Origin of the sequence: Streptomyces beigongshangae (assembly GCF_019710745.1) — a bacterium.
Classification (GTDB): Bacteria; Actinomycetota; Actinomycetes; order Streptomycetales; family Streptomycetaceae; genus Streptomyces; species Streptomyces beigongshangae.
In genome coordinates, this window is record NZ_JAHKJW010000019.1 from 123,373 (window position 1) to 143,942 (window position 20,570).

Consider the following 20,570-nt stretch of genomic DNA (forward strand, 5'->3'; position numbering starts at 1 on the left):
GGTCCGGGGTTGGTTAGCCGGGGCTCGTGTTCAGCGAGCCCCGGCCAGACCCGTCAGACCTCTTCGACGCTGCTCGGCTCGCGCCGGGACAGGTCGATACCGAGCTCCTCCGCGGCGCGGAAGACGTCCTCGTCCGTGTCGCGCATCTCGATGGACATGCCGTCCGAGGACAGCACCTCCACGTTGAGGCAGAGCGACTGCATCTCCTTGATGAGCACCTTGAAGGACTCGGGGATGCCGGGCTCGGGGATGTTCTCGCCCTTGACGATGGCCTCGTAGACCTTCACGCGACCGGTCACGTCGTCGGACTTGATGGTCAGGAGCTCCTGGAGGGCGTACGCGGCGCCGTAAGCCTCCAGCGCCCACACCTCCATCTCACCGAAGCGCTGGCCACCGAACTGGGCCTTACCACCCAGCGGCTGCTGGGTGATCATCGAGTACGGACCGGTCGACCGGGCGTGCAGCTTGTCGTCGACCAGGTGGTGCAGCTTGAGGATGTACATGTAGCCGACCGAGATCGGCTCCGGGAACGGCTCGCCGGAGCGGCCGTCGAACAGCGGCGCCTTGCCGGTCGGCAGCACCATGCGCGAACCGTCGCGGTTCGGGATCGTGTGCTGCAGCAGACCCGCGAGCTCGTCCTCGCGCGCACCGTCGAAGACGGGGGTGGCGACGTTGGTGCCCGGGTCGACCTTGTCGGCCTCGATGGCCTGGAGGCGCTGCGCCCACTCCTCGCCGAGGCCGGAGACGTCCCAGCCGCGGCTGGCGAGCCAGCCGAGGTGGATCTCCAGGACCTGCCCCGGGTTCATCCGGGACGGGACACCCAGCGGGTTGAGGATGATGTCGACGGGCGTGCCGTCCTCCAGGAACGGCATGTCCTCGATCGGGAGGATCTTGGAGATGACGCCCTTGTTGCCGTGGCGGCCGGCGAGCTTGTCACCGTCCGTGATCTTGCGCTTCTGCGCCACGTAGACGCGGACCAGCTGGTTCACGCCCGGCGGCAGCTCGTCGCCCTCTTCACGGTCGAAGACGCGGACGCCGATGACCTTGCCGATCTCGCCGTGCGGCACCTTCAGCGAGGTGTCACGGACCTCACGGGCCTTCTCGCCGAAGATGGCGCGCAGCAGGCGCTCCTCCGGGGTCAGCTCGGTCTCGCCCTTGGGCGTGACCTTGCCGACCAGGATGTCACCGGCGACGACCTCGGCACCGATGCGGATGATGCCGCGCTCGTCGAGGTCGGCGAGGACCTCCTCGGAGACGTTCGGGATGTCCCGGGTGATCTCCTCGGGGCCGAGCTTGGTGTCACGGGCGTCGACCTCGTGCTCCTCGATGTGGATCGAGGAGAGGACGTCGTCCTGCACGAGGCGCTGCGACAGGATGATCGCGTCCTCGTAGTTGTGGCCCTCCCACGGCATGAAGGCGACGAGCAGGTTCTTGCCCAGCGCCATCTCGCCTTCCTGGGTGGCCGGACCGTCGGCGAGAACCTGGTTCTCGACGACCCGGTCGCCCTCGTCCACGACGACCTTCTGGTTGACCGAGGTCCCCTGGTTCGAGCGGGAGAACTTGGCCACCCGGTAGGTGGTGTACGTGCCGTCGTCGTTGGTGACGGTGATGTAGTCCGCGGAGACCTCCTGGACGACACCGGCCTTCTCGGCCTTGATGACGTCGCCGGCGTCGACGGCGCAGCGGTACTCCATGCCCGTACCGACGAGGGGGGCCTCGGCGGTGATCAGCGGCACGGCCTGGCGCATCATGTTCGCGCCCATGAGGGCGCGGTTGGCGTCGTCGTGCTCCAGGAACGGGATCATGGCGGTCGCGACCGACACCATCTGGCGCGGCGAGACGTCCATGTAGTCGACGTCGTCACCGGGGACGTAGTCGACCTCCCCGCCACGGCGGCGGACCAGGACGCGGGCCTCGTTGAACCGCATGTCGTCGTTGAGCACGGCGTTGGCCTGCGCGATGACGAAGCGGTCCTCCTCGTCGGCGGTCAGGTAGTCGACCTCGTCGGTGACGACACCGTCGGTGACCCGGCGGTACGGCGTCTCGACGAAACCGAACGCGTTGACCCGGCCGTAGGAGGCGAGCGAGCCGATCAGGCCGATGTTCGGGCCTTCGGGGGTCTCGATCGGGCACATGCGGCCGTAGTGCGAGGGGTGCACGTCACGGACCTCGAAGCCGGCCCGCTCACGCGAGAGGCCACCCGGGCCGAGCGCCGACAGGCGGCGCTTGTGGGTGAGACCCGACAGCGGGTTGTTCTGGTCCATGAACTGCGACAGCTGGCTGGTGCCGAAGAACTCCTTGATGGAGGCGACGACCGGCCGGATGTTGATCAGGGTCTGCGGCGTGATCGCCTCGACGTCCTGGGTCGTCATGCGCTCGCGGACGACTCGCTCCATACGCGCCAGACCCGTACGGACCTGGTTCTGGATGAGCTCGCCCACGTTGCGCAGACGGCGGTTGCCGAAGTGGTCGATGTCGTCGGTCTCGACGACGATCGAGGCGTTGTTGTCGCCCATGACCGTCTCGGTCTCACCGGCGTGCAGCTTCACCAGGTACTTGATCGTCGAGATGATGTCCTCGACGGTCAGGATACCGGCGTCCAGCGGGGCGTCGCCGCCCAGCTTCTTGTTCACCTTGTAGCGGCCGACCTTCGCGAGGTCGTAGCGCTTGGGGTTGAAGTAGAGGTTCTCGAGCAGCGTCTGCGCGGCCTCACGGGTCGGGGGCTCGCCCGGGCGCAGCTTGCGGTAGATGTCGAGCAGCGCGTCGTCCTGACCCTGGGTGTGGTCCTTCTCCAGGGTGGCGCGCATGGACTCGTACTCGCCGAACTCCTCCAGGATCTGCTCGGTCGTCCAACCGAGGGCCTTGAGGAGGACGGTGACGGACTGCTTGCGCTTGCGGTCGATGCGGACACCGACCATGTCGCGCTTGTCGATCTCCATCTCCAGCCAGGCGCCCCGGGAGGGGATGACCTTCGCGGAGAAGATGTCCTTGTCGGACGTCTTGTCGATGGAGGAGTCGAAGTAGACACCCGGCGAACGGACCAGCTGCGACACCACGACACGCTCGGTGCCGTTGATGACGAAGGTGCCCTTGTTCGTCATGAGCGGGAAGTCGCCCATGAAGACGGTCTGGGACTTGATCTCGCCGGTCTCGTTGTTGGTGAACTCGGCGGTGACGAAGAGCGGGGCGGCGAACGTGAAGTCGCGCTCCTTGCACTCGTCGATGGAGTTCTTCGGAGGCTCGAAACGGTGGTCGCGGAACGTCAGGGACATCGACCCTGAGAAGTCCTCGATCGGAGAGATCTCCTCGAAGATCTCTTCGAGACCGGACTTGGTGGGGACGTCCTGTCCACTGTCCAGAGCCGCCTCGACACGAGCCTTCCACGCGTCGTTGCCGAGCAGCCAGTCGAAGCTTTCGGTCTGCAGCGCAAGAAGGTTCGGAACCTCGAGGGGCTCCTTGATCTTTGCAAAGGAGATGCGCAGCGGGGCGGTGCTGGCGCCGTTGTTCGTATTCGCGGTCGAGGCAGTGCGCGAGGCGGCCAAGAGGGGGTCCTTCCGAGGGCTCGGACTCACTACGCGCGTACCGGTCCCAAGCGGGGCACAGGGGCGGATCGTTTCCCGAACCGGTCACAAAGGGCCAGGTCGGAGTCGGTTCCATCCACAATGCTCAAGCGAGGGTATGCCCCTGGTGACGGGCAGGAGGCAGCTAACAGGCAGCGCAAAGGGTCAGTGTAGCCACTAGGCCCACTGATGTCCAGTGCGGGTTTTTGAAGACCCTCGTTGCTCTCAACCCCTGCTGCAAGCCGCGCCCTCGATGCACATCGATACTGCCCTCTTCGCCGTCGATCCATGCCTCGGATCCGGATCGTTGTGACGACGCGTCCTGAGAATTGCGCGCTGCGTGCGGTTCGTCAAGGCCCCCCATGCCGAACCGGGTGCTGCCGTCGCCACTCGCACCCGTTCCGCACCCCGGCCCGCATCGTGTTCCACTGCCCGTCACAGGCGGCCGGCGGCACGGACGAAGATCACCATACTCGCCGCGACCGGCCTCGCAAGGCTGCCGCCGCACGGCCCCTCGAACGCCGAAGAGCGACCACCCAGTTGGGTGATCGCTCTTCGGTGCGTCAGCGTTACAGCGCTAGTTCAGCCGCTGTACCGGCCCGCAGGAGTCCTCGCGGACTCGTCGGGTCACTTGACCTCGACGGAGGCGCCGGCGCCCTTGAGGGACTCGGCGGCCTTCTCGGCGGCTTCCTTGGCGACCTTCTCGAGAACGGGCTTCGGGGCGCCGTCCACGAGGTCCTTGGCCTCCTTGAGACCCAGCGAGGTCAGCTCACGCACGACCTTGATGACCTGGATCTTCTTCTCGCCGGCACCCGTGAGGATGACGTCGAACTCGTCCTGCTCGGCCTCGGCCTCGGCCGGGGCGGCAGCGGCGCCACCGGCGGCGACGGCGACCGGGGCGGCAGCGGTGACGTCGAACTTCTCCTCGAAGGCCTTCACGAACTCGGCGAGCTCGATGAGGGTGAGGTTCTCGAACTGCGCGAGCAGCTCTTCCTGGGACAGCTTCGCCATGATGGCGTCCTTCCACTAATTCGGCAGGTGCCGGGATGTACTGGTGAGGCGGGCGTACGTTCGGCCCGCTACGACCGTCGCCTCAGGCGGCGGTCAACAAGCGAGCCGAGTTACTCGGCACCGCCCTGCTCGGCCTGCTTGGCACGAAGCGCCTCCGCGGTGCGGACGAACTTCGAGGGAAGCGCCTGGAAGAGCGCGGCAGCCTGGGACTGCTTGCCCTTCATGGCGCCCGCCAGCTTGGCGAGCAGAACCTCGCGGGACTCGAGGTCCGCAAGCTTCTTGATCTCGTCGGCGGACAGCGCCTTGCCGTCAAGGACACCGCCCTTGATGACGAGGTTCGGGTTGTCCTTGGCGAAGTCACGAAGACCCTTCGCCGACATCACCGGGTCACCGGAGATGAAGGCAACCGCCGTCGGACCGTTGAACAGGTCGTCGAGCGTGGAGATCCCGGCCTCGTTGGCCGCGATCTTGGTCAGCGTGTTCTTCACCACGGCGTACTGGGCGTCTTCACCGAGCGAACGGCGCAGCGTCTTGAGCTGCGCCACGGTGAGACCCCGGTACTCGGTCAGCACGGCGGCGTTCGAGCTGCGGAACTGGTCCGCGAGCTCGGCTACCGCGGCAGCCTTGTCGGGCCTTGCCATAAGCGTGGCCTCCTTCCGGGTGATGAGGACCGCTCGCAAGGAGACTGGGAAAACGAAACGCCCCGGCGCAGGCGCACGGGGCGTGGCTCTACCGGGCGGAATCCGTACGGAGTACGGGACTGTCCGGGAGCTCATCCACAGTCACCTACGCGGGTCGTCCGCAATTCAGCGGATCCTTCGGTCACCGGATCCTCTTGCGAGAGCACGGCGACGACCAGCGGTCTTTGGCTTCTGTGGAAGGTTACGTGAACGGGGCGCTGTCAAGCAAATCCGTGCCCCGGCCGGTCCGCCGCACCGGTCCGGCGGGGTGTCGGGGACGTCAGCCCTCCAGGTCGCCCCTCATCCCGGCCAGGTCCGTGACGTCCTCGGCCGGCGGGGCCTCGACCGTCACGGGCTTGTCGTGGTCGAGGAAGGTGATGGTCATGTCGAGCCTGCCCTTGTCGGCGTCGCCCCGCATACGGAACTGCTTGGTGTGGTCCTCGCCGTCGACCCAGACGTCCATGGTGAGCGCGTCCACGCCCATCGCCTCGTACTGCTCCAGGCTCTTCTCCCGCTTCCCGCGGGTGGCCTTGCTCTCGTCCTTCAGGGACGCCCGGAACTCGTCGAGGGTGAACGTGCCCTGGTAGCGGGTGGTCCCGACGCCGTCCACCTTCTCCTCGCCGACCTTCTTCACGTCCTCGGCGCCGGTGAGGAAGGTGGCCTCCTGCGCCGGGTCCCTGTCGGCCGCTCCCGCGCCCGGGGCTCCGCCGCCCAGCGCCTCGTCGTCCAGCGCGGACAGGTCGAACTTGATCCAGCTCTTGCCGTCTATCTTCATGGCGGCCGCGAGACCCCCGCCGATGTACATCACCTTGTCGACCAGGCGGATCTCGACGGTGCCGTCCGCTCCCTGGTCGAGGACGGTCATCTTCATGCTCATGGCGAGGTCGGGTTCCCTGCGCATCCGGGCCTCGGCTTCCACGCGCCCGTCCTCCGGGGTCCTGCCGGTCATCCGGTAGCTGAGGGAGGTGATGTCCTCCGTCTTCTTCGCCGCCCTGGCGACGGCCGCGACGGGCGTCATCTTCGGCGACTCACCCCCGGAGGACTCCTTCGAACAGCCGACGGCGCCCCCGCCGAGGACGAGAGCGGCCACCACCGCACCCGTCGCCCCATGACGTACGGACCCGCGCCGGCGTCCGGCCCCACGCACAGCGATTTTCACGATTCCCCCAGCGAACAGGTGAGCGACAGAGAACAGATGAGCGCCTCACAGACAGGGCGCGAGCGTATCCCAGCGGGATCCGGGCGGTCCTGCGAGTTGTCACGGTGCCTGCGTGACGCCTGTGACTGCCCGGAGCGGCCTTCCGGTGGCCGCCCGGAGGGCCTCCCGGGCGGCTCTCAACTCGCGGACGGGGTCCGCACGAGGTCCTTGAAGTCGGCGGTGTCGCCCGCCGCGGGCTCCTCGGCCGAGACCTTCACCCCGTAGTCGCTGTAGTACGCCGTGGAGGACATCGAGCCGGTCGCCAGCTCGCCCTTCTCGGACTTCTTGACGAGCAGGTTCTCGTCGTTCACCCAGATGTCGATCGTCTCGGTGGTCACACCGGCCTGCTCCAGCTGGCGCTTCAGACCGGCCAGCTGGTCCGCGGAGAGGTTCGTGTCCCTGCCCGCGAGGTCCGCGACCTCGACCGTGCCCGAGTAGTGCGTGGTGTCCTCGCCGCGCACCTTCTCCCGGCCGACCTTCTCGACGTCCCCGGAGGCCAGCAGGAGCTTCACCGACTGGTTCGGCGTGGTGTTCTGCATCTGGTCCTTCATGTACGCGCCCGATCCGCCGGCGAGGTCCGCCAGGTCGTCGTACGCGTACTTGATCCAGTGCTTGCCGCCGGACTGCTCGGCGAACTTGTCGCCCATCCTCGCGTAGTAGGCGTCCGGCAGGTAGCGGGCCTCCATCGAGGTGGTGCCCAGCTGCCGCATCTGGTCGGCCATCGTGCCGCCGGTGTACGTGATCGTCAGCTTGCCGGTGAGGCCGTCGGACCAGCCGAGGACGCCGTCCGCCTCCATCGACATCATCGTGCCCATGGTCGTGGTGGACTCGACCTTGGCGGAGTCCGCCCTGTCGGTGCTCTTCTCCACGGAACGCAGGGCCGCGATCGGGTTCGCCAGGATCCTCGATCCGCCGTCCCCCCGGCCGGTTTCCTCCGACCCCCCGCCGGAGTCCGAGCCGCTACAGGCCGCGACCCCGGTCAGGGCGGCGGCGACCGCCGTCGAGACGGTCACCCGGCGCACGATCGAGCTCATCATTCGTCCCCCTATGCGATTTCCGTGCCTCGCACGCTAGCGCAGGGCACTGACACCCGGCCCGGAAACGGAACCGGAGACAGAGACGGGCCCCGCGCCTCGAAAGGTTGCGGGGCCCGTCCGGAGATCGCGTCCGTGACGCGGCTGCCGGGGAGCTCGGGGCTCAGACGGCGGCCGGGTCCTCCTCGACGAGGAGGTTGCGGGTGCGGTTCGGGTCGACCGGAACGCCGGGGCCGATCGTGGTGCTGATCGCGGCCTTCTTGATGTAGCGACCCTTGGCGGCCGACGGCTTCAGACGAAGGATCTCGTCGAGCGCGGCGCCGTAGTTCTCCACCAGCTGGGTGTCGTCGAACGACGCCTTGCCGATGATGAAGTGCAGGTTCGAGTGCTTGTCGACGCGGAACTCGATCTTGCCGCCCTTGATCTCGGTCACGGCCTTGGCCACGTCCGGGGTCACGGTGCCCGTCTTCGGGTTCGGCATCAGACCACGCGGGCCGAGGACACGGCCCAGGCGGCCGACCTTGCCCATGAGGTCGGGGGTGGCGACGACGGCGTCGAAGTCCAGCCGCCCCTTCGCCACCTCGTCGATGAGTTCGTCGGAGCCGACGATGTCGGCGCCTGCGGCGGTCGCGGCCTCGGCACGGTCACCGGTCGCGAAGACCAGGACCCGGGCGGTCTTGCCGGTGCCGTGCGGGAGGTTCACGGTGCCGCGGACCATCTGGTCGGCCTTGCGCGGGTCGACACCCAGACGGAAGGCGACCTCGACGGTGCCGTCGAACTTGGAGGTGGAGGTCTCCTTGGCGAGACGGACGGCCTCGAGCGGGGCGTACAGCTTCTCCCGGTCGATCTTGGCGTCCGCAGCGCGGAGAGACTTGCTGCGCTTGCTCACTACTGCTCCTGTGTGCTCTGAGGAGTCGTGGTAGGGGCCGAGCAGGCCCTCCCACGGTGGTGTTCCGCGAAGGTGGGGATCAGCCCTCGACCGTGATGCCCATGGAACGGGCGGTACCGGCGATGATCTTCGACGCGGCGTCCAGGTCGTTGGCGTTCAGGTCGGGCAGCTTGGTCGTGGCGATCTCACGGACCTGCGCCTGGGTGATCTTGGCGACCTTGGTCTTGTGCGGCTCGCCCGAGCCCTTCTCGACACCGGCGGCCTTGAGGATCATCTTCGCGGCCGGCGGGGTCTTGGTGATGAAGGTGAAGGAGCGGTCCTCGTAGACCGTGATCTCCACCGGGATGACCCAGCCGCGCTGCGACTCGGTCGCGGCGTTGTAGGCCTTGCAGAACTCCATGATGTTGACGCCGTGCTGGCCCAGCGCGGGGCCGACCGGCGGAGCCGGGTTGGCCGCGCCGGCCTGGATCTGGAGCTTGATGAGCCCCGTGACCTTCTTCTTCTTGGGAGGCATTGCTCTCTCCGGGTCCTAGTGAGAGTTTCCAGCCGTCCATTTCGGATCGTCCGGATGGAGGCATACCGCACCACGATAACGGGTATCGGTGTGCGGCCAAAAACCGAGCAGGTCAGACGGTCCCCCGCAAGCGGGGGAGTGACTCCGGTGGGAGCCCGTCTGACCTGGTCGGAGGTATGCGGTCCGGAAGAACGGCTAGTTCTTCTGGATCTGGTCGAAGCTCAGCTCGACCGGGGTCTCGCGGCCGAAGATCTCGACGAGGCCCTTGACCTTCTTCGAGTCGGGGTTGATCTCGTTGATGGTCGCCTGCAGCGTCGCGAACGGGCCGTCGGTGACGGTGACCGAGTCGCCCACCTCGAAGTCCAGCACCTGGACCTCGAGCTTGCGGGACGGAGCCGGCTTGCCCTCGGCCTCCGCGGCCTCGCGGGCGGCCTTCTCCTCGGCCTCGGGGGCGAGCATCTTGACGATCTCGTCGAGCGTCAGCGGGTACGGGTCGTAGGCGTTGCCCACGAAGCCGGTGACGCCGGGGGTGTTGCGCACGACACCCCAGGACTCGTTCGTCAGGTCCATGCGCACCAGCACGTAGCCGGGGAGCTTGTTCTGCTTGATGGTCTTGCGCTCGCCGTTCTTGATCTGCGCGACCTCTTCCTGCGGCACCTCGGCCTGGAAGATGAAGTCCTCGACGTTCAGCGAGACGGCCCGCTGTTCGAGGTTGGTCTTCACGCGGTTCTCGTATCCGGCGTACGTGTGGATGACGTACCACTCGCCGGGCAGCGTGCGCAGCTCCTCGCGGAGGGCGAGGACGGGGTCGACCGGCTCGGTCTCCTCCGCTTCCTCTTCTTCCGCGTCGTCTTCCCCGGTCTCCTCGGAGACGGCGGCGTCGGTGTCGTCCTCGACGTCCTCGGCGTCTTCCCCGAGGGCGACGTCGGACTCGTCCTCGACGTCCGGGGCAGCCTCTTCGCCGGACTCGTCCGCGGCGGCGTCGGCAGCCTCGACCTCGTCCTCGACGTCCGCGCCCTCGACGATGTCGAGCTCGTCGTCAACGGACTCGGCGTCCTGTCCGCGCGGCTCGATGGCGTCGTTCAGGTTCGGGTCAGACACGGTGGCTGCTTCTTCCTGGATCATGGGGGTGGAACACGCGAAAGCGGGCGCCGGGTACGGCGCCCTTCGCGCTTGGCTCAGCCGAAGACGTACTTGGCGGCCTTGTCGAGTCCGAAGTCAATCAGAGTCACCAGACCGATCATGATGACCACGAACACGATCACCACGGTGGTGTACGTCGTCAGCTGATTGCGGGTCGGCCAGACGACCTTGCGGAGCTCCGCGACGATCTGGCGGTAGAAGAGGGCGAGGCGCTTCAGCGGGCCCTTCTTGGCACGCTTGCCGCCCTTGCGGCCCTTCTTCTGGGACTCCGGCGCCTCGTCCTGGGCATCAGGCATGTCGATGGAGCCCACGGCGTCCGTCACTCGTCCTCACCTGATTCCGGGTCGTGGCCGTGCCGCGCCGGTGTGAGCCGCACGGCGGTGCGATGCAGTACGTACCTGTGCACACATCCTGGTGAAAGGAGTGTGTAGCAGGGCCGGAGGGACTTGAACCCCCAACCGCTGGTTTTGGAGACCAGTGCTCTACCAATTGAGCTACGACCCTCTGCTTCCCCCACAACGTACCGCATCCGCCCGGATGCTCGGTGTGCACCGGGACGGCGCGGCCGGTGAAGGCCAACGAGGTGAGAGTGTACGTGGTCGGCGGCCGGGCGTCGAACAGAAAGCGTCCACGCGGACTCCGGCCGTGCCGCGGCACCTCCCGGGACGCGGCTCCGGACACACCGGGGCGCGGCTCGGGGACACACCGGGGCACGGCTCCGGAGCACACGGGGACGCAGCTCCGGGGCACACGGGGGCGCGGCTCCGGGGCGTCTTCCGGCCGGTCGTGCCCAGTCCGTGAAACCAGTGTGCCGCGGATGTTTCCGGTCTGGAACGATGGGCCCATGAGCGCTGCAACCCCTCCCACCGAGCGCCGGGTCTCCGCCCGAGTCGGCGCGATCTCCGAATCCGCCACCCTCGCCGTGGACGCCAAGGCCAAGGCCCTCAAGGCCGCCGGGCGTCCGGTGATCGGCTTCGGCGCCGGCGAGCCCGACTTCCCGACCCCGGACTACATCGTCGAGGCCGCGATCGAGGCATGCAAGAACCCGAGGTTCCACCGCTACACGCCGGCCGGCGGCCTCCCCGAGCTGAAGGCGGCGATCGTCGCCAAGACGCTGCGCGACTCCGGTTACGAGGTGGACGCCTCCCAGGTCCTGGTGACCAACGGCGGCAAGCAGGCCATCTACGAGGCGTTCGCCGCGATCCTCGACCCGGGTGACGAGGTCATCGTCCCGGCCCCGTACTGGACGACGTACCCCGAGTCGATCCGGCTGGCCGGCGGTGTCCCGGTCGAGGTCGTCGCGGACGAGACCACGGGCTACCGCGTCTCGGTCGAGCAGCTGGAGGCGGCCCGCACCGAGCGGACCAAGGTCGTCCTCTTCGTGTCGCCCTCCAACCCCACGGGCGCCGTCTACAGCCCCGCGGACACCGAGGCGATCGGCCGCTGGGCCGTCGAGCACGGTCTGTGGGTGCTGACGGACGAGATCTACGAGCACCTGGTCTACGGGGACGCGACGTTCACCTCGCTGCCGGCGGCCGTGCCGGAGCTGCGCGACAAGTGCATCGTCGTCAACGGCGTCGCGAAGACGTACGCGATGACCGGCTGGCGGGTCGGGTGGGTCATCGGCCCGAAGGACGTGGTCAAGGCCGCGACGAACCTCCAGTCGCACGCCACGTCCAACGTGTCGAACGTCGCCCAGGCCGCGGCGATCGCCGCCGTCTCGGGCGACCTGACGGCCGTCGCCGAGATGCGCGAGGCCTTCGACCGGCGCCGCCGGACCGTCGTGCGGATGCTGAACGAGATCGACGGCGTGCTCTGCCCGGAGCCCGAGGGCGCCTTCTACGTGTACCCCTCGGTGAAGGGCTTCCTCGGCAAGGAGATCCGCGGCAGGCGCCCGCAGGACTCCGTGGAGCTGGCCGCCCTGATCCTGGACGAGGTCGAGGTGGCGGTCGTACCGGGCGAGGCGTTCGGCACGCCGGGCTATCTGCGGCTGTCGTACGCGCTGGGTGACGAGGATCTCGTCGAGGGCGTCTCACGGATCCAGAAGCTCCTGGCGGAGGCCAAGGACTGATTCCGTCCGCGTCAGTACGTACTGCGGGCCGCTTCCCTCCGGGGAGGCGGCCCGTTTCTTCGTGCGAGCAAGACCACGTTCAGGGAAAGCGCTACCGGTACGGTGGCGGCGTGCGGCAGGATCCTTGAATGGAGCACGTACGTAAGGTCGCTGAGCTGCCCAAAGCTCATCTGCACCTGCACTTCACCGGATCGATGCGGCACACCACCCTGCTGGAACTGGCCGACAAGCACGGAATCCACCTGCCCGACGCGCTGACGAGCGGCGAGCCGCCCAGCCTGCGGGCGACGGACGAGCGCGGTTGGTTCCGTTTCCAGCGCCTGTACGACGCGGCGCGGTCGTGCCTCAGGGATCCCGAGGACATCCTGCGGCTCGTGCGCGAGGCCGCCGAGGAGGACCTCAAGGACGGCTCGGGGTGGCTGGAGATCCAGGTCGACCCGACGTCGTACGCGCCGCGCCTGGGCGGTCTGATCCCGGCGCTGGAGGTGATCCTGGACGCGGTGGACACGACCATGCGCGAGACCGGGCTCGGGATGCGGGTCCTGGTCGCCGCGAACCGGATGAAGCACCCCTTGGACGCCCGTACGCTGGCCCGTCTGGCCGTGCGATACGCGGACCGCGGCATCGTCGGGTTCGGGCTCTCCAACGACGAGCGCCGGGGCATGGCCCGCGACTTCGACCGGGCCTTCGCGATCGCCCGGGAGGGCGGTCTGCTGGCGGCGCCGCACGGCGGGGAGCTGGCGGGCCCGGCGTCCGTGCGCGACTGCCTGGACGACCTGCACGCCTCGCGGATCGGGCACGGGGTGCGGGCCGCAGAGGACCCGCGGCTGATGAAACGGCTCGCGGAGCGGGGCGTCACCTGTGAGGTCTGCCCCGCCTCGAACGTCGCCCTGGGGGTCTACGAGAAGCCGGAGGACGTCCCCCTGCGCACCCTGTTCGAGGCGGGCGTGCCCCTGGCGCTCGGCGCGGACGACCCGCTGCTGTTCGGTTCGCGGCTGGCCGCCCAGTACGACATCGCGCGCGACCACCACGATTTCACCGACGCCGAGCTGGCCGAGCTGGCGCGCCAGTCCGTACGGGGCTCGGCGGCCCCGCACGACACCAGGGAGAAACTGCTGTCCGGGATCGACGACTGGCTGGCGGCCCCGGTCGTCTGATCGGCCCGGTCGGTACCGCTGCCGAGCGGGCCGAAGCCGACGGCCGCTTCCGGAGGGACCGGGGCCGGTCCCGGCGCCGGCCCCGGCGCGCCTGCCGGTCGGCGGCGCGGCGCGCCGCGAGCCGTGGAATCCCGGAGCCCCGGAGCCTCGAACCCGTGGAGCCCTGGAGCCCTGGAGCCCTAGAGGCTGACGCCCACCGTCACCGGTTCGTTGACGAGTGTGATCCCGAAGGTCTCGTGAACGCCCGCCACGACCTCGCGGGCGAGCGCGAGAAGGTCCTCCGTGGTCGCCCCGCCGCGGTTGGTCAGGGCCAGCGTGTGCTTGGTCGAGATGCGCGCGGGGCCGGAACCGTACCCCTTGGTGAACCCGGACCTGTCGATCAGCCAGGCCGCCGAGGTCTTGGTGTGCTTGTCACCGGCGGGGTAGGCGGGCGGGACCACGCCCCGGCCCAGCCGCTCCGCCACGCGCGCGTGGAAGACGGCGAACTCCTCGTGGGTGAGGACCGGGTTGGTGAAGAACGAACCGGCGGACCAGGTGTCGTGGTCCTCGGGGTCGAGCACCATCCCTTTCCCCGCCCGCAGCTTCAGGACCGTCTCGCGCGCCGCGTCCACCGGCACCCGGTCACCGGGTCCGACGCCGAGCGCGCGCGCCGTCTCCGCGTACTTGACGGGTGCCGACAGCCCGGCGGCGTCCTCCAGCCCGAAGCGGACGCGCAGCACCACGAAGCGCTCGGGTTCGCTCTTGAAGCGACTGTGGCGGTACGAGAAGGCACACTCCGCGTTCGAGATCGTGACCGTCTCACGGCTCTTCCGGTCGTACGCGATCACTTCGGTGATCGTCGACGACACTTCCTGGCCGTACGCGCCCACGTTCTGGATCGGTGTCGCACCGGCGGAGCCCGGGATCCCGGCGAGGCACTCGATGCCCGCGAGACGCGCCTCGACGGTGCGGGCGACCACGTCGGTCCACACCTCGCCGGCGGCCAGCTCCAGCTTCGTACCGTCCAGCGCGAAGCCGCGCGTGGCGATGCGCACGGCGGTTCCCGGGAAGCCCTTGTCGCCGATGACCAGATTGGATCCGCCGCCGATCAGCAGCAGCGGGGTCCCGGAGTCGTCGGCCTCACGGACCGCGGCGATGACCTCGGCATCGGTCGTCGCGGTGATCAGCCGGGCGGCGGGGCCGCCGAGCCGGAAGGTGGTCAACGGGGCGAGGGGGGCGTCCTGGAGTTCCTGCACGTGCCCAGGGTACGAGAACGGTCCCGCCGGTCGGGGCGGGGCCGTTCCCTGCGGACCGCGGTCACAGCCGGCGCAGCGCCTCCGGCCAGCTCAGCGGGAGTTCGTCCGCCCGTACGGTCCAGGTCGCGAACTTCGCGTCCCGCATCTGCGTGCCGAGGCCCCGGGCGGTCGGCGCGTGGGTGCCGGAGCGGGCGAATGCCTTGAGCGCGGCGGGCGACTCCCAGGCGGACAGGGTCCAGAAGGTCCGCTTGAAGGGCGCGGCCTTCAGGGTGGCCCCGTACGCCCCGGGCGCCCTGCTCACCTGCCGCCAGACACCCGGTGTCCCGGCGAGGAACCTCAGCGCCCCCCAGAGGGTGCGGGTCTCGAAACGGGAGGCGAAGACGTGCACATCGGCGTCCTGGGGCGGGGTGTTCGGCACGGTCCAGGGAAGAGTGGGCACAACGGTCTCCTTTCGGAAGGTGCGAGAGGTGCGAGAGGCGTGGGGGGCGCAGAAGGTGCGGGAAGGGTGGGAGGGGCGGAGCCGGGAGGCGGGATTCCGGACTCAGTGCGCGGCCGTCTCCGGTACCGGTGCGGGTGCCGCCGCGCCCTTCCCCGGCGCGGCCGTCCGTCGGCGCCCCGGTATGTACAGCGCGGCGGCGCCCGCCACGGCCACCGCGGCGGCGCCGACCCACAGGGCGGGCCGGAGGCCGTCCACGAAGGTCTGCGCGCTCTCGTAGCCGCCCCGGGAGGAGAAGATCGAGGCCATCACCGCGATGCCGAGCGCCCCGCCGACCTCACGCAGCGCGTTGTTCGCGCCGGACGCGATCCCCTGCTCCTGCGGCAGGACACTGGACATGACCAAGCTGGAGGCGGGGGCGAAGTACAGGGACATCCCGATGCCGCTGATGACCAGGGCGGGCAGCTGCGCGGCGTACGACGTGTCGGCCTCGACCACGAGAGCGAACCAGCCGAGCCCGGCGGCCTGCAGGAACAGGCCCGTCGCGACGACCGGGCGACCGCCGATCCGGTCCGACAGATAACCCGCGAGGGGTGCGACGAGCATCGGCATACCGGTCCACGGCAGCATGCGCAGGCCCGCTTCGGTGGGCGAGTAGCCGAGCACGCCCTGCAGGTACTGGCTGAGCAGGAAGATCGAACCGAACATGCCGAGGAACATCAGCAGGCTGGCCGCGTTGATGCCGGCGAAGGCGCGGCTGCGGAAGAGCCGCATCGGGAGCATCGGGTTCCTGGCGCGTATGCCGTGGAACACGAAGCCGGCGAGCAGGGACGCGCCCGCGAACAGGGCCAGCAGCACCAGGCCGTCGCTCCACCCGACGACGGGCGCGCGGACCAGCCCGTACACGATCCCGAAGAGGCCGCCGCTGGCGAGCAGGGTGCCGCGGATGTCGAGCGGGGCGCCGGTGCCGAACGACTCCGAGAGGCGCAGCCGGGCGAGCGGCAGCAGGGCGAGGCCCAGCGGGACGTTCAGCCAGAAGATCCACTGCCAGGACAGGTGTTCGGTGAGGCTGCCCCCGATGAGCGGTCCCGAGGCGACCGCGAGACCGTTGACGGCACCCCAGATGCCGTACGCCGTTCCGCGCCTGGCGGCCGGAACGGCGGCCGTGAGCAGGGTCAGCGTCAGCGGCATCATGATGGCCGCGCCGACGCCCTGCACCGCGCGGGCGGCGATCAGCGCGTCGATGCCGGGCGCCATGGCCGCCGCGGCGGACGCTCCGGTGAAGACGGTGATGCCGACGAGGAAGAGCCGGCGACGGCCGAACCGGTCCCCGAGGGCCGCGCCGAACATCAGCAGTACGGCGAAGGTGAGCGTGTAGGCGCTCACGGTCCATTCCAGGTCGTCGAGCTCTCCCCCGAAGTCCTGTCGGATCGAGGGCAGGGCGGTGGTGACGACGAGGTTGTCGAGGGCCGCCATGAATCCGGCGACACCGGTGATGACGAGGGCCCAGACGGCTCCCCCGCGACGTTCGGCCGGTGACGGCAGCTGCTGTGACATCGCTCCCCCAGTGGGTGGTCATAGGGTTCGGTTAGTTATTGATCACTAATTTTCGAGCTCACGAAAAGGCGGTGTCCACCGCCTTGGTCCCGAGAGGCCCGACATCCGGACACCCGACGACCTCCGGGCACCCGGCGTCCGGAGGTCCCGGCGTCCGGAGGTCCCGGCGTCCGGGCGTTCCACCGTCCGGGCGTTCCGGTGTTCTCGGCGCTTCAGTGTTCGAGTCGACCCTTGGTCCTCGCCGAGGGGTAGAGCCCCTCCCACACCCGGTGCCGAGGCGGAAAGCCCATGGCGACCAGGCAGTTGATGAGCATTCCATAGGCCATGAAGGTCGTGGTCTCGCTCACGTCGGCGCCGAGCGGCAGGTGGGCGGTGTCCCACAGCCGCATCCAGCCGGCCCGCACCGCCTCGCCGAGCTCGTGGTCACCGGCCTGCTCGGCCGCCGCCACCGCGACGTACATCTGCATCTGCATGAGCAGCCGCTCCGGCTCCTCGGCGATGACCCTCGTGTACGCGTTCGCCATGGAGTGCAGGGCCTCCTCGCCCTCCAGTCCGTCGGATGCCTCCGCGAACGTGCGCCGGCTCTCCTCCAGGCAACGCTCGGCGGCCGCGAGGAAGATCGCCTTCTTGTCGGGGAAGAGCCGGAAGAGGTACGGCTGCGAGACCCCCACGCGCTTGGCGATCGCCTCGGTGGAGGTGCCGTGGTAGCCGCTCCGGGCGAACTCGCTCATCGCCGCGCGAATGACGCTCTCACGCCGTTCCTCTGCGCTCATCCTGACCATGCAATGAAGTTAGTGTCCAATCACTAACTACGTCAAGGGGGCAGTCGGTACGAGCGATACGAGTAAGGGGCGTCCGCAATGGCGGACGCCCCTTGCTCCTGCCGCCGTTGGCCGCTCCCGGTCAGGCCAGCCGCACGACGGCCCGGGACATGCCCAGCACCTTCTGGCCCGCGCTCGTCGCGACGAGGTCGACGCGCACGGTGTTGTCGTCGAGCTTGGCGGCGACCTTGCCGCTGACCTCGATCGTGGCGCCCTCGTCGTCGTTCGGGACGACGACGGGCTTGGTGAAGCGGACGCCGTACTCGACGACCGCACCAGGGTCGCCGGTCCAGTCGGTGACCACCCGGATCGCCTCGGCCATCGTGAACATGCCGTGCGCGATGACGTCCGGGAGACCGACCTCCTTGGCGAACCTCTCGTTCCAGTGGATCGGGTTGAAATCCCCGGAGGCGCCCGCGTACTGGACGAGCGTGGCGCGGGTCACGCCGAAGGACTGGGCCGGCAGCTCGGTGCCGACCTCGACGTCCTCGTACGAGATCTTCGCGGTCATCTGTTTCACGCCTCCTCGGCCGCGCGGGACACGAGCTTGGTCCAGGCGGTCACCACGTGCTCGCCCGCCTCGTCGTGGACCTCGCCGCGGATGTCCAGGATGTCGTTGCCCGCCATCGACTTGATCGCCTCGATGGTGGACGTGACCGTGAGCCGGTCACCCGCGCGCACCGGACGCCGGTGGACGAACTTCTGGTCGCCGTGCACGACCCTGCTGTAGTCCAGGCCGAGCTGGGGGTCCCTGATGACCTGTCCCGCGGCCTTGAAGGTGATCGCGAACACGAACGTCGGCGGAGCGATCACATCGGGGTGGCCGAGGGTCTTGGCGGCCTCGGGGTCCGTGTAGGCGGGGTTCGCGTCCCCCACCGCCTCCGCGAACTCGCGGATCTTCTCCCGGCCGACTTCGTACGGATCGGTGGGCGGGTAGGACCGCCCCACGAAGGACTGGTCGAGCGCCATCGGCTCGGCACCTCCTGAATCGCGCTGGTTCGCAGCTGGTGTCAACGACGCGAGGCCGCCCCCCGAAAGAAGGGGACGGCCTCGTGAACGAGCCTGGTGTTATCGCGTTTCGCGATGCGCGGTGTGCGAGTTGCAACGCGGGCAGTGCTTCTTCATCTCCAGTCGGTCCGGGTTGTTACGCCGGTTCTTCTTGGTGATGTAGTTCCGCTCCTTGCACTCCACGCAGGCCAGCGTGATCTTCGGGCGGACGTCGGTGGCAGCCACGTGAGTGCTCCTTGACGGACGGATGGGACATGGATTAACGCATAACAGAGTAACCGATCGAAGGACCGACCCCGCAATCGGCTACCGTCAGTAGCGGTGACCGGACTTGAACCGGTGACACAGCGATTATGAGCCGCTTGCTCTACCGACTGAGCTACACCGCTGCGATGCGATCAGTTCCCGCCCTGCGACGGGAACCTTTCACACCAGAGCCCCAATACGGAATCGAACCGTAGACCTTCTCCTTACCATGGAGACGCTCTACCGACTGAGCTATTGGGGCGAGCGATGAAGACATTACACGCTCGGCCGCCGATCGCCCAAATCCGTTTCGCGGCTCCTGCCCCGGCCCGTTCCCGGGCCCGTACGAACCCGTTCCACCGGCCCCACGGACACCGCTGACCACACCGGTACGACTATTTCGCTCCTCCTCGATGCGCGCGGATCGTCGCCCTAGGCTCGACTCACGCTGCGTGATCTTGCGTCTCCCGCGCGGCTCCCCAGTCACAGGAGTGCGATGCCCGACAGCCAGCCGCAGCCGTACCGCTTCTCGTCGGGTTCATCGGGTCCTTCGGGCCCATCGGGTCCTTCGGGCCCGTCGTCCTCCTCGTCGGGGCTCCCGGGTCCGTCGGGGTCGTCCCCGTCGGGGTCGTCCGGACGCAGCGACGGCTCCGGGCTGCTGCTGTGCGGCGCGCGGCTCACCGACGGCCGCACCGTGGACGTGCGGCTGTCCGGCGGCCGGATCGAGGCAGTCGGCACGGCGGGCAGCCTCACGGCGCGCACCGCGCGCATGGACCTCTCCGGCCACCTGCTGCTGCCGGCTCCGGCCGAGCCCCACGCCCACAGCGACACGGCCCTGTCGGCCGACGGCGGGGGCCCGGCCCCGTACGCGGCGCGGGAGGTCCAGCGCCGTACGACCGAGGCCGCGCTCCTCCAGCTCGGGCACGGGGCAACCGCCCTTCGCTCGCATGTACGGGTGGGCGATGTGCAGGGGCTGGAGTCGATGGGGGCGGTGCTGCAGGCACGGCGCGCGCTGCGGGGACTGGTCGAACTGACGGTCGTGGCGATGCCCCGGGTACTGACCGGGCTCGCCGGGGCCGAAGGGCTGGCGATGCTGCGGGACGCGGTGAAGATGGGCGCCTCCGTGGTGGGCGGCTGCCCGGATCTGGACCCCGATCCGGCGGGCTACACGGAGGCGGTCCTGGAGGTCGCCTCGGAGCAGGGATGCCCGGTCGATCTGCATACGGACGGTGACGATCCGGCGCGACTGGCGCGGCTCGCGGCGATGGCGGGGGGCTTGCGGCCCGGCGTGACGCTCGGCCCTTGCGCGGGTCTGGGCCGGCTCCCCTCCGAGGTGGCCGCACGGTCGGCCGACCAGCTCGCCGCGGCCGGGGTGACCGTCGTCTGCCTGCCCCAGGGCGGCTGCTCCGGCGTGGACCGCCGCGGTACGGCCCCGGTACGGCTGCTGCGGGCGGCCGGGGTACGGGTCGCGGCCGGCAGCGGCGCCCTCAGGGACGTGTCGAACCCGGTGGGACGCGGGGATCCGCTGGAAGCGGCGTACCTGCTGGCCTCGCGGTACGGACTGCGGGCCGCCGACGCGTACGGGGCGGTGAGTTCGTCGGCCCGGGCGGCGCTCGGGCTGCCCGAGGTGCGGGTGGAGGCCGGTTTTCCGGCGGAGCTGCTCGCGGTGCGCGGGGACCGGCTCGACGCCGCGCTGTCGCTGGCGTACAGCCGGATCGTGGTGCACCGGGGGCGGGTGGTGGCACGGACGAGCGCGGTGCGGGAGTACTGCGGCTCGGCGGCGGCCGTGGCGCTGGACCTGCCCCGGCAGGGACGGACCGGCGGGGCGTCGTGAGGCGGTCGGCGCGTACGCGCGGGCGGGACATCGTGACGCAGGCGACGCGTACACCGTACGCGGGGGCGGGGGCGGGGGCGGGGCGTCATGGCGCGGTTGACGCGGCGTCGACACGTACGCACCGGCACGCGCGCGTGGAGCGTACGCACCGGCCACGCGCGCGTGAAGGAAGTCGT

General features: G+C 69.3%; 20 protein-coding genes and 3 tRNA genes. 3 read left to right on the forward strand and 20 right to left on the reverse strand.

Annotated elements, in window-relative coordinates:
- Window positions 1-53: 53 nt before the first annotated feature.
- The 10 genes from rpoB to KM933_RS17255 form a co-directional block, all read right to left on the reverse strand.
- Entirely contained in the window at window positions 54-3,542 is a 3,489-nt protein-coding gene (rpoB, locus tag KM933_RS17210; RefSeq protein WP_221353066.1) for a DNA-directed RNA polymerase subunit beta, read from the reverse strand.
- A gap of 645 nt (window positions 3,543-4,187) precedes the next feature.
- A complete protein-coding gene (gene rplL, locus KM933_RS17215; RefSeq protein WP_221353069.1) occupies window positions 4,188-4,571 on the reverse strand; it encodes a 50S ribosomal protein L7/L12 in 384 nt (127 codons plus the stop codon).
- A gap of 110 nt (window positions 4,572-4,681) precedes the next feature.
- Window positions 4,682-5,212, reverse strand: a complete 531-nt coding sequence (rplJ, locus tag KM933_RS17220; protein ID WP_221353071.1) for a 50S ribosomal protein L10 — start codon at window positions 5,210-5,212, stop codon at window positions 4,682-4,684.
- A 319-nt stretch (window positions 5,213-5,531) separates the two neighbouring features.
- Entirely contained in the window at window positions 5,532-6,398 is an 867-nt protein-coding gene (locus KM933_RS17225; protein WP_221353134.1) for an SCO4651 family lipoprotein, read from the reverse strand.
- A gap of 188 nt (window positions 6,399-6,586) precedes the next feature.
- Entirely contained in the window at window positions 6,587-7,486 is a 900-nt protein-coding gene (locus KM933_RS17230; RefSeq protein WP_221353073.1) for an SCO4651 family lipoprotein, read from the reverse strand.
- Between the two features lie 160 nt (window positions 7,487-7,646).
- The gene (gene rplA, locus KM933_RS17235; RefSeq protein ID WP_221353075.1) at window positions 7,647-8,372 is read right to left on the reverse strand and encodes a 50S ribosomal protein L1; all 726 of its coding nucleotides are present in this window, start codon (window positions 8,370-8,372) and stop codon (window positions 7,647-7,649) included.
- 79 nt (window positions 8,373-8,451) lie between these two features.
- Window positions 8,452-8,886, reverse strand: coding sequence for a 50S ribosomal protein L11 (rplK, locus tag KM933_RS17240; protein ID WP_010986329.1), 435 nt, complete (start codon window positions 8,884-8,886; stop codon window positions 8,452-8,454).
- A gap of 195 nt (window positions 8,887-9,081) precedes the next feature.
- Window positions 9,082-9,987 carry a transcription termination/antitermination protein NusG gene (gene nusG, locus KM933_RS17245; protein WP_221353077.1) on the reverse strand — a complete coding sequence of 302 codons (906 nt, stop codon included), beginning with the start codon at window positions 9,985-9,987 and terminating at the stop codon, window positions 9,082-9,084.
- Between the two features lie 77 nt (window positions 9,988-10,064).
- Window positions 10,065-10,352, reverse strand: coding sequence for a preprotein translocase subunit SecE (gene secE / locus KM933_RS17250; RefSeq protein WP_055517385.1), 288 nt, complete (start codon window positions 10,350-10,352; stop codon window positions 10,065-10,067).
- 108 nt (window positions 10,353-10,460) lie between these two features.
- Window positions 10,461-10,533: transfer RNA gene (locus KM933_RS17255), tRNA-Trp, on the reverse strand.
- A 340-nt stretch (window positions 10,534-10,873) separates the two neighbouring features.
- On the opposite strand from KM933_RS17255, the gene KM933_RS17260 reads away from it, so the two are divergent.
- Entirely contained in the window at window positions 10,874-12,100 is a 1,227-nt protein-coding gene (locus KM933_RS17260; protein ID WP_221353079.1) for a pyridoxal phosphate-dependent aminotransferase, read from the forward strand.
- Between the two features lie 128 nt (window positions 12,101-12,228).
- Complete coding sequence (locus tag KM933_RS17265) at window positions 12,229-13,257, forward strand: adenosine deaminase (RefSeq protein WP_221353081.1); 1,029 nt, start codon at window positions 12,229-12,231, stop codon at window positions 13,255-13,257.
- A 179-nt stretch (window positions 13,258-13,436) separates the two neighbouring features.
- On the opposite strand, the gene KM933_RS17270 is transcribed toward KM933_RS17265, so the two are convergent.
- The 10 genes from KM933_RS17270 to KM933_RS40285 form a co-directional block, all read right to left on the reverse strand.
- On the reverse strand, window positions 13,437-14,492 hold the full coding sequence (locus KM933_RS17270; RefSeq protein ID WP_221353083.1) for a UDP-N-acetylmuramate dehydrogenase: 1,056 nt from the start codon (window positions 14,490-14,492) through the stop codon (window positions 13,437-13,439).
- Between the two features lie 61 nt (window positions 14,493-14,553).
- On the reverse strand, window positions 14,554-14,931 hold the full coding sequence (locus tag KM933_RS17275; RefSeq protein ID WP_221353085.1) for a DUF3291 domain-containing protein: 378 nt from the start codon (window positions 14,929-14,931) through the stop codon (window positions 14,554-14,556).
- A gap of 102 nt (window positions 14,932-15,033) precedes the next feature.
- Window positions 15,034-16,485, reverse strand: coding sequence for an MFS transporter (locus KM933_RS17280; RefSeq protein WP_221353087.1), 1,452 nt, complete (start codon window positions 16,483-16,485; stop codon window positions 15,034-15,036).
- Between the two features lie 212 nt (window positions 16,486-16,697).
- Window positions 16,698-17,267, reverse strand: coding sequence for a TetR/AcrR family transcriptional regulator (locus KM933_RS17285; RefSeq protein ID WP_221353089.1), 570 nt, complete (start codon window positions 17,265-17,267; stop codon window positions 16,698-16,700).
- 121 nt (window positions 17,268-17,388) lie between these two features.
- A complete protein-coding gene (locus KM933_RS17290) occupies window positions 17,389-17,817 on the reverse strand; it encodes a MaoC family dehydratase (protein ID WP_221353091.1) in 429 nt (142 codons plus the stop codon).
- 5 nt (window positions 17,818-17,822) lie between these two features.
- On the reverse strand, window positions 17,823-18,275 hold the full coding sequence (locus KM933_RS17295; protein ID WP_221353093.1) for a MaoC family dehydratase N-terminal domain-containing protein: 453 nt from the start codon (window positions 18,273-18,275) through the stop codon (window positions 17,823-17,825).
- A 99-nt stretch (window positions 18,276-18,374) separates the two neighbouring features.
- Complete coding sequence (gene rpmG / locus KM933_RS17300) at window positions 18,375-18,539, reverse strand: 50S ribosomal protein L33 (RefSeq protein WP_003956487.1); 165 nt, start codon at window positions 18,537-18,539, stop codon at window positions 18,375-18,377.
- A gap of 91 nt (window positions 18,540-18,630) precedes the next feature.
- Window positions 18,631-18,703: transfer RNA gene (locus KM933_RS17305), tRNA-Met, on the reverse strand.
- 46 nt (window positions 18,704-18,749) lie between these two features.
- Window positions 18,750-18,822: transfer RNA gene (locus KM933_RS17310), tRNA-Thr, on the reverse strand.
- A 221-nt stretch (window positions 18,823-19,043) separates the two neighbouring features.
- Window positions 19,044-19,241, reverse strand: a complete 198-nt coding sequence (locus KM933_RS40285; RefSeq protein ID WP_308013435.1) for a hypothetical protein — start codon at window positions 19,239-19,241, stop codon at window positions 19,044-19,046.
- Window positions 19,242-19,254: 13 nt separating this feature from the next.
- Between KM933_RS40285 and KM933_RS17315 the strand changes: the two genes are divergently transcribed.
- Window positions 19,255-20,394, forward strand: a complete 1,140-nt coding sequence (locus KM933_RS17315; protein WP_430727332.1) for an amidohydrolase family protein — start codon at window positions 19,255-19,257, stop codon at window positions 20,392-20,394.
- Window positions 20,395-20,570: the final 176 nt, after the last annotated feature.

Coding starts and splice junctions, on each gene's coding strand:
- rplL (WP_221353069.1), bottom strand. CDS start 4,571: ATGGCGAAGCTGTCCCAGGAAGAGCTGCTCGCGCAGTTCGAGAACCTC.
- rplJ (WP_221353071.1), bottom strand. CDS start 5,212: ATGGCAAGGCCCGACAAGGCTGCCGCGGTAGCCGAGCTCGCGGACCAG.
- KM933_RS17230 (WP_221353073.1), bottom strand. CDS start 7,486: ATGATGAGCTCGATCGTGCGCCGGGTGACCGTCTCGACGGCGGTCGCC.
- rplK (WP_010986329.1), bottom strand. CDS start 8,886: ATGCCTCCCAAGAAGAAGAAGGTCACGGGGCTCATCAAGCTCCAGATC.
- KM933_RS17260 (WP_221353079.1), top strand. CDS start 10,874: ATGAGCGCTGCAACCCCTCCCACCGAGCGCCGGGTCTCCGCCCGAGTC.
- KM933_RS17265 (WP_221353081.1), top strand. CDS start 12,229: ATGGAGCACGTACGTAAGGTCGCTGAGCTGCCCAAAGCTCATCTGCAC.
- KM933_RS17280 (WP_221353087.1), bottom strand. CDS start 16,485: ATGTCACAGCAGCTGCCGTCACCGGCCGAACGTCGCGGGGGAGCCGTC.
- KM933_RS17285 (WP_221353089.1), bottom strand. CDS start 17,267: ATGGTCAGGATGAGCGCAGAGGAACGGCGTGAGAGCGTCATTCGCGCG.
- KM933_RS17290 (WP_221353091.1), bottom strand. CDS start 17,817: ATGACCGCGAAGATCTCGTACGAGGACGTCGAGGTCGGCACCGAGCTG.
- KM933_RS17295 (WP_221353093.1), bottom strand. CDS start 18,275: ATGGCGCTCGACCAGTCCTTCGTGGGGCGGTCCTACCCGCCCACCGAT.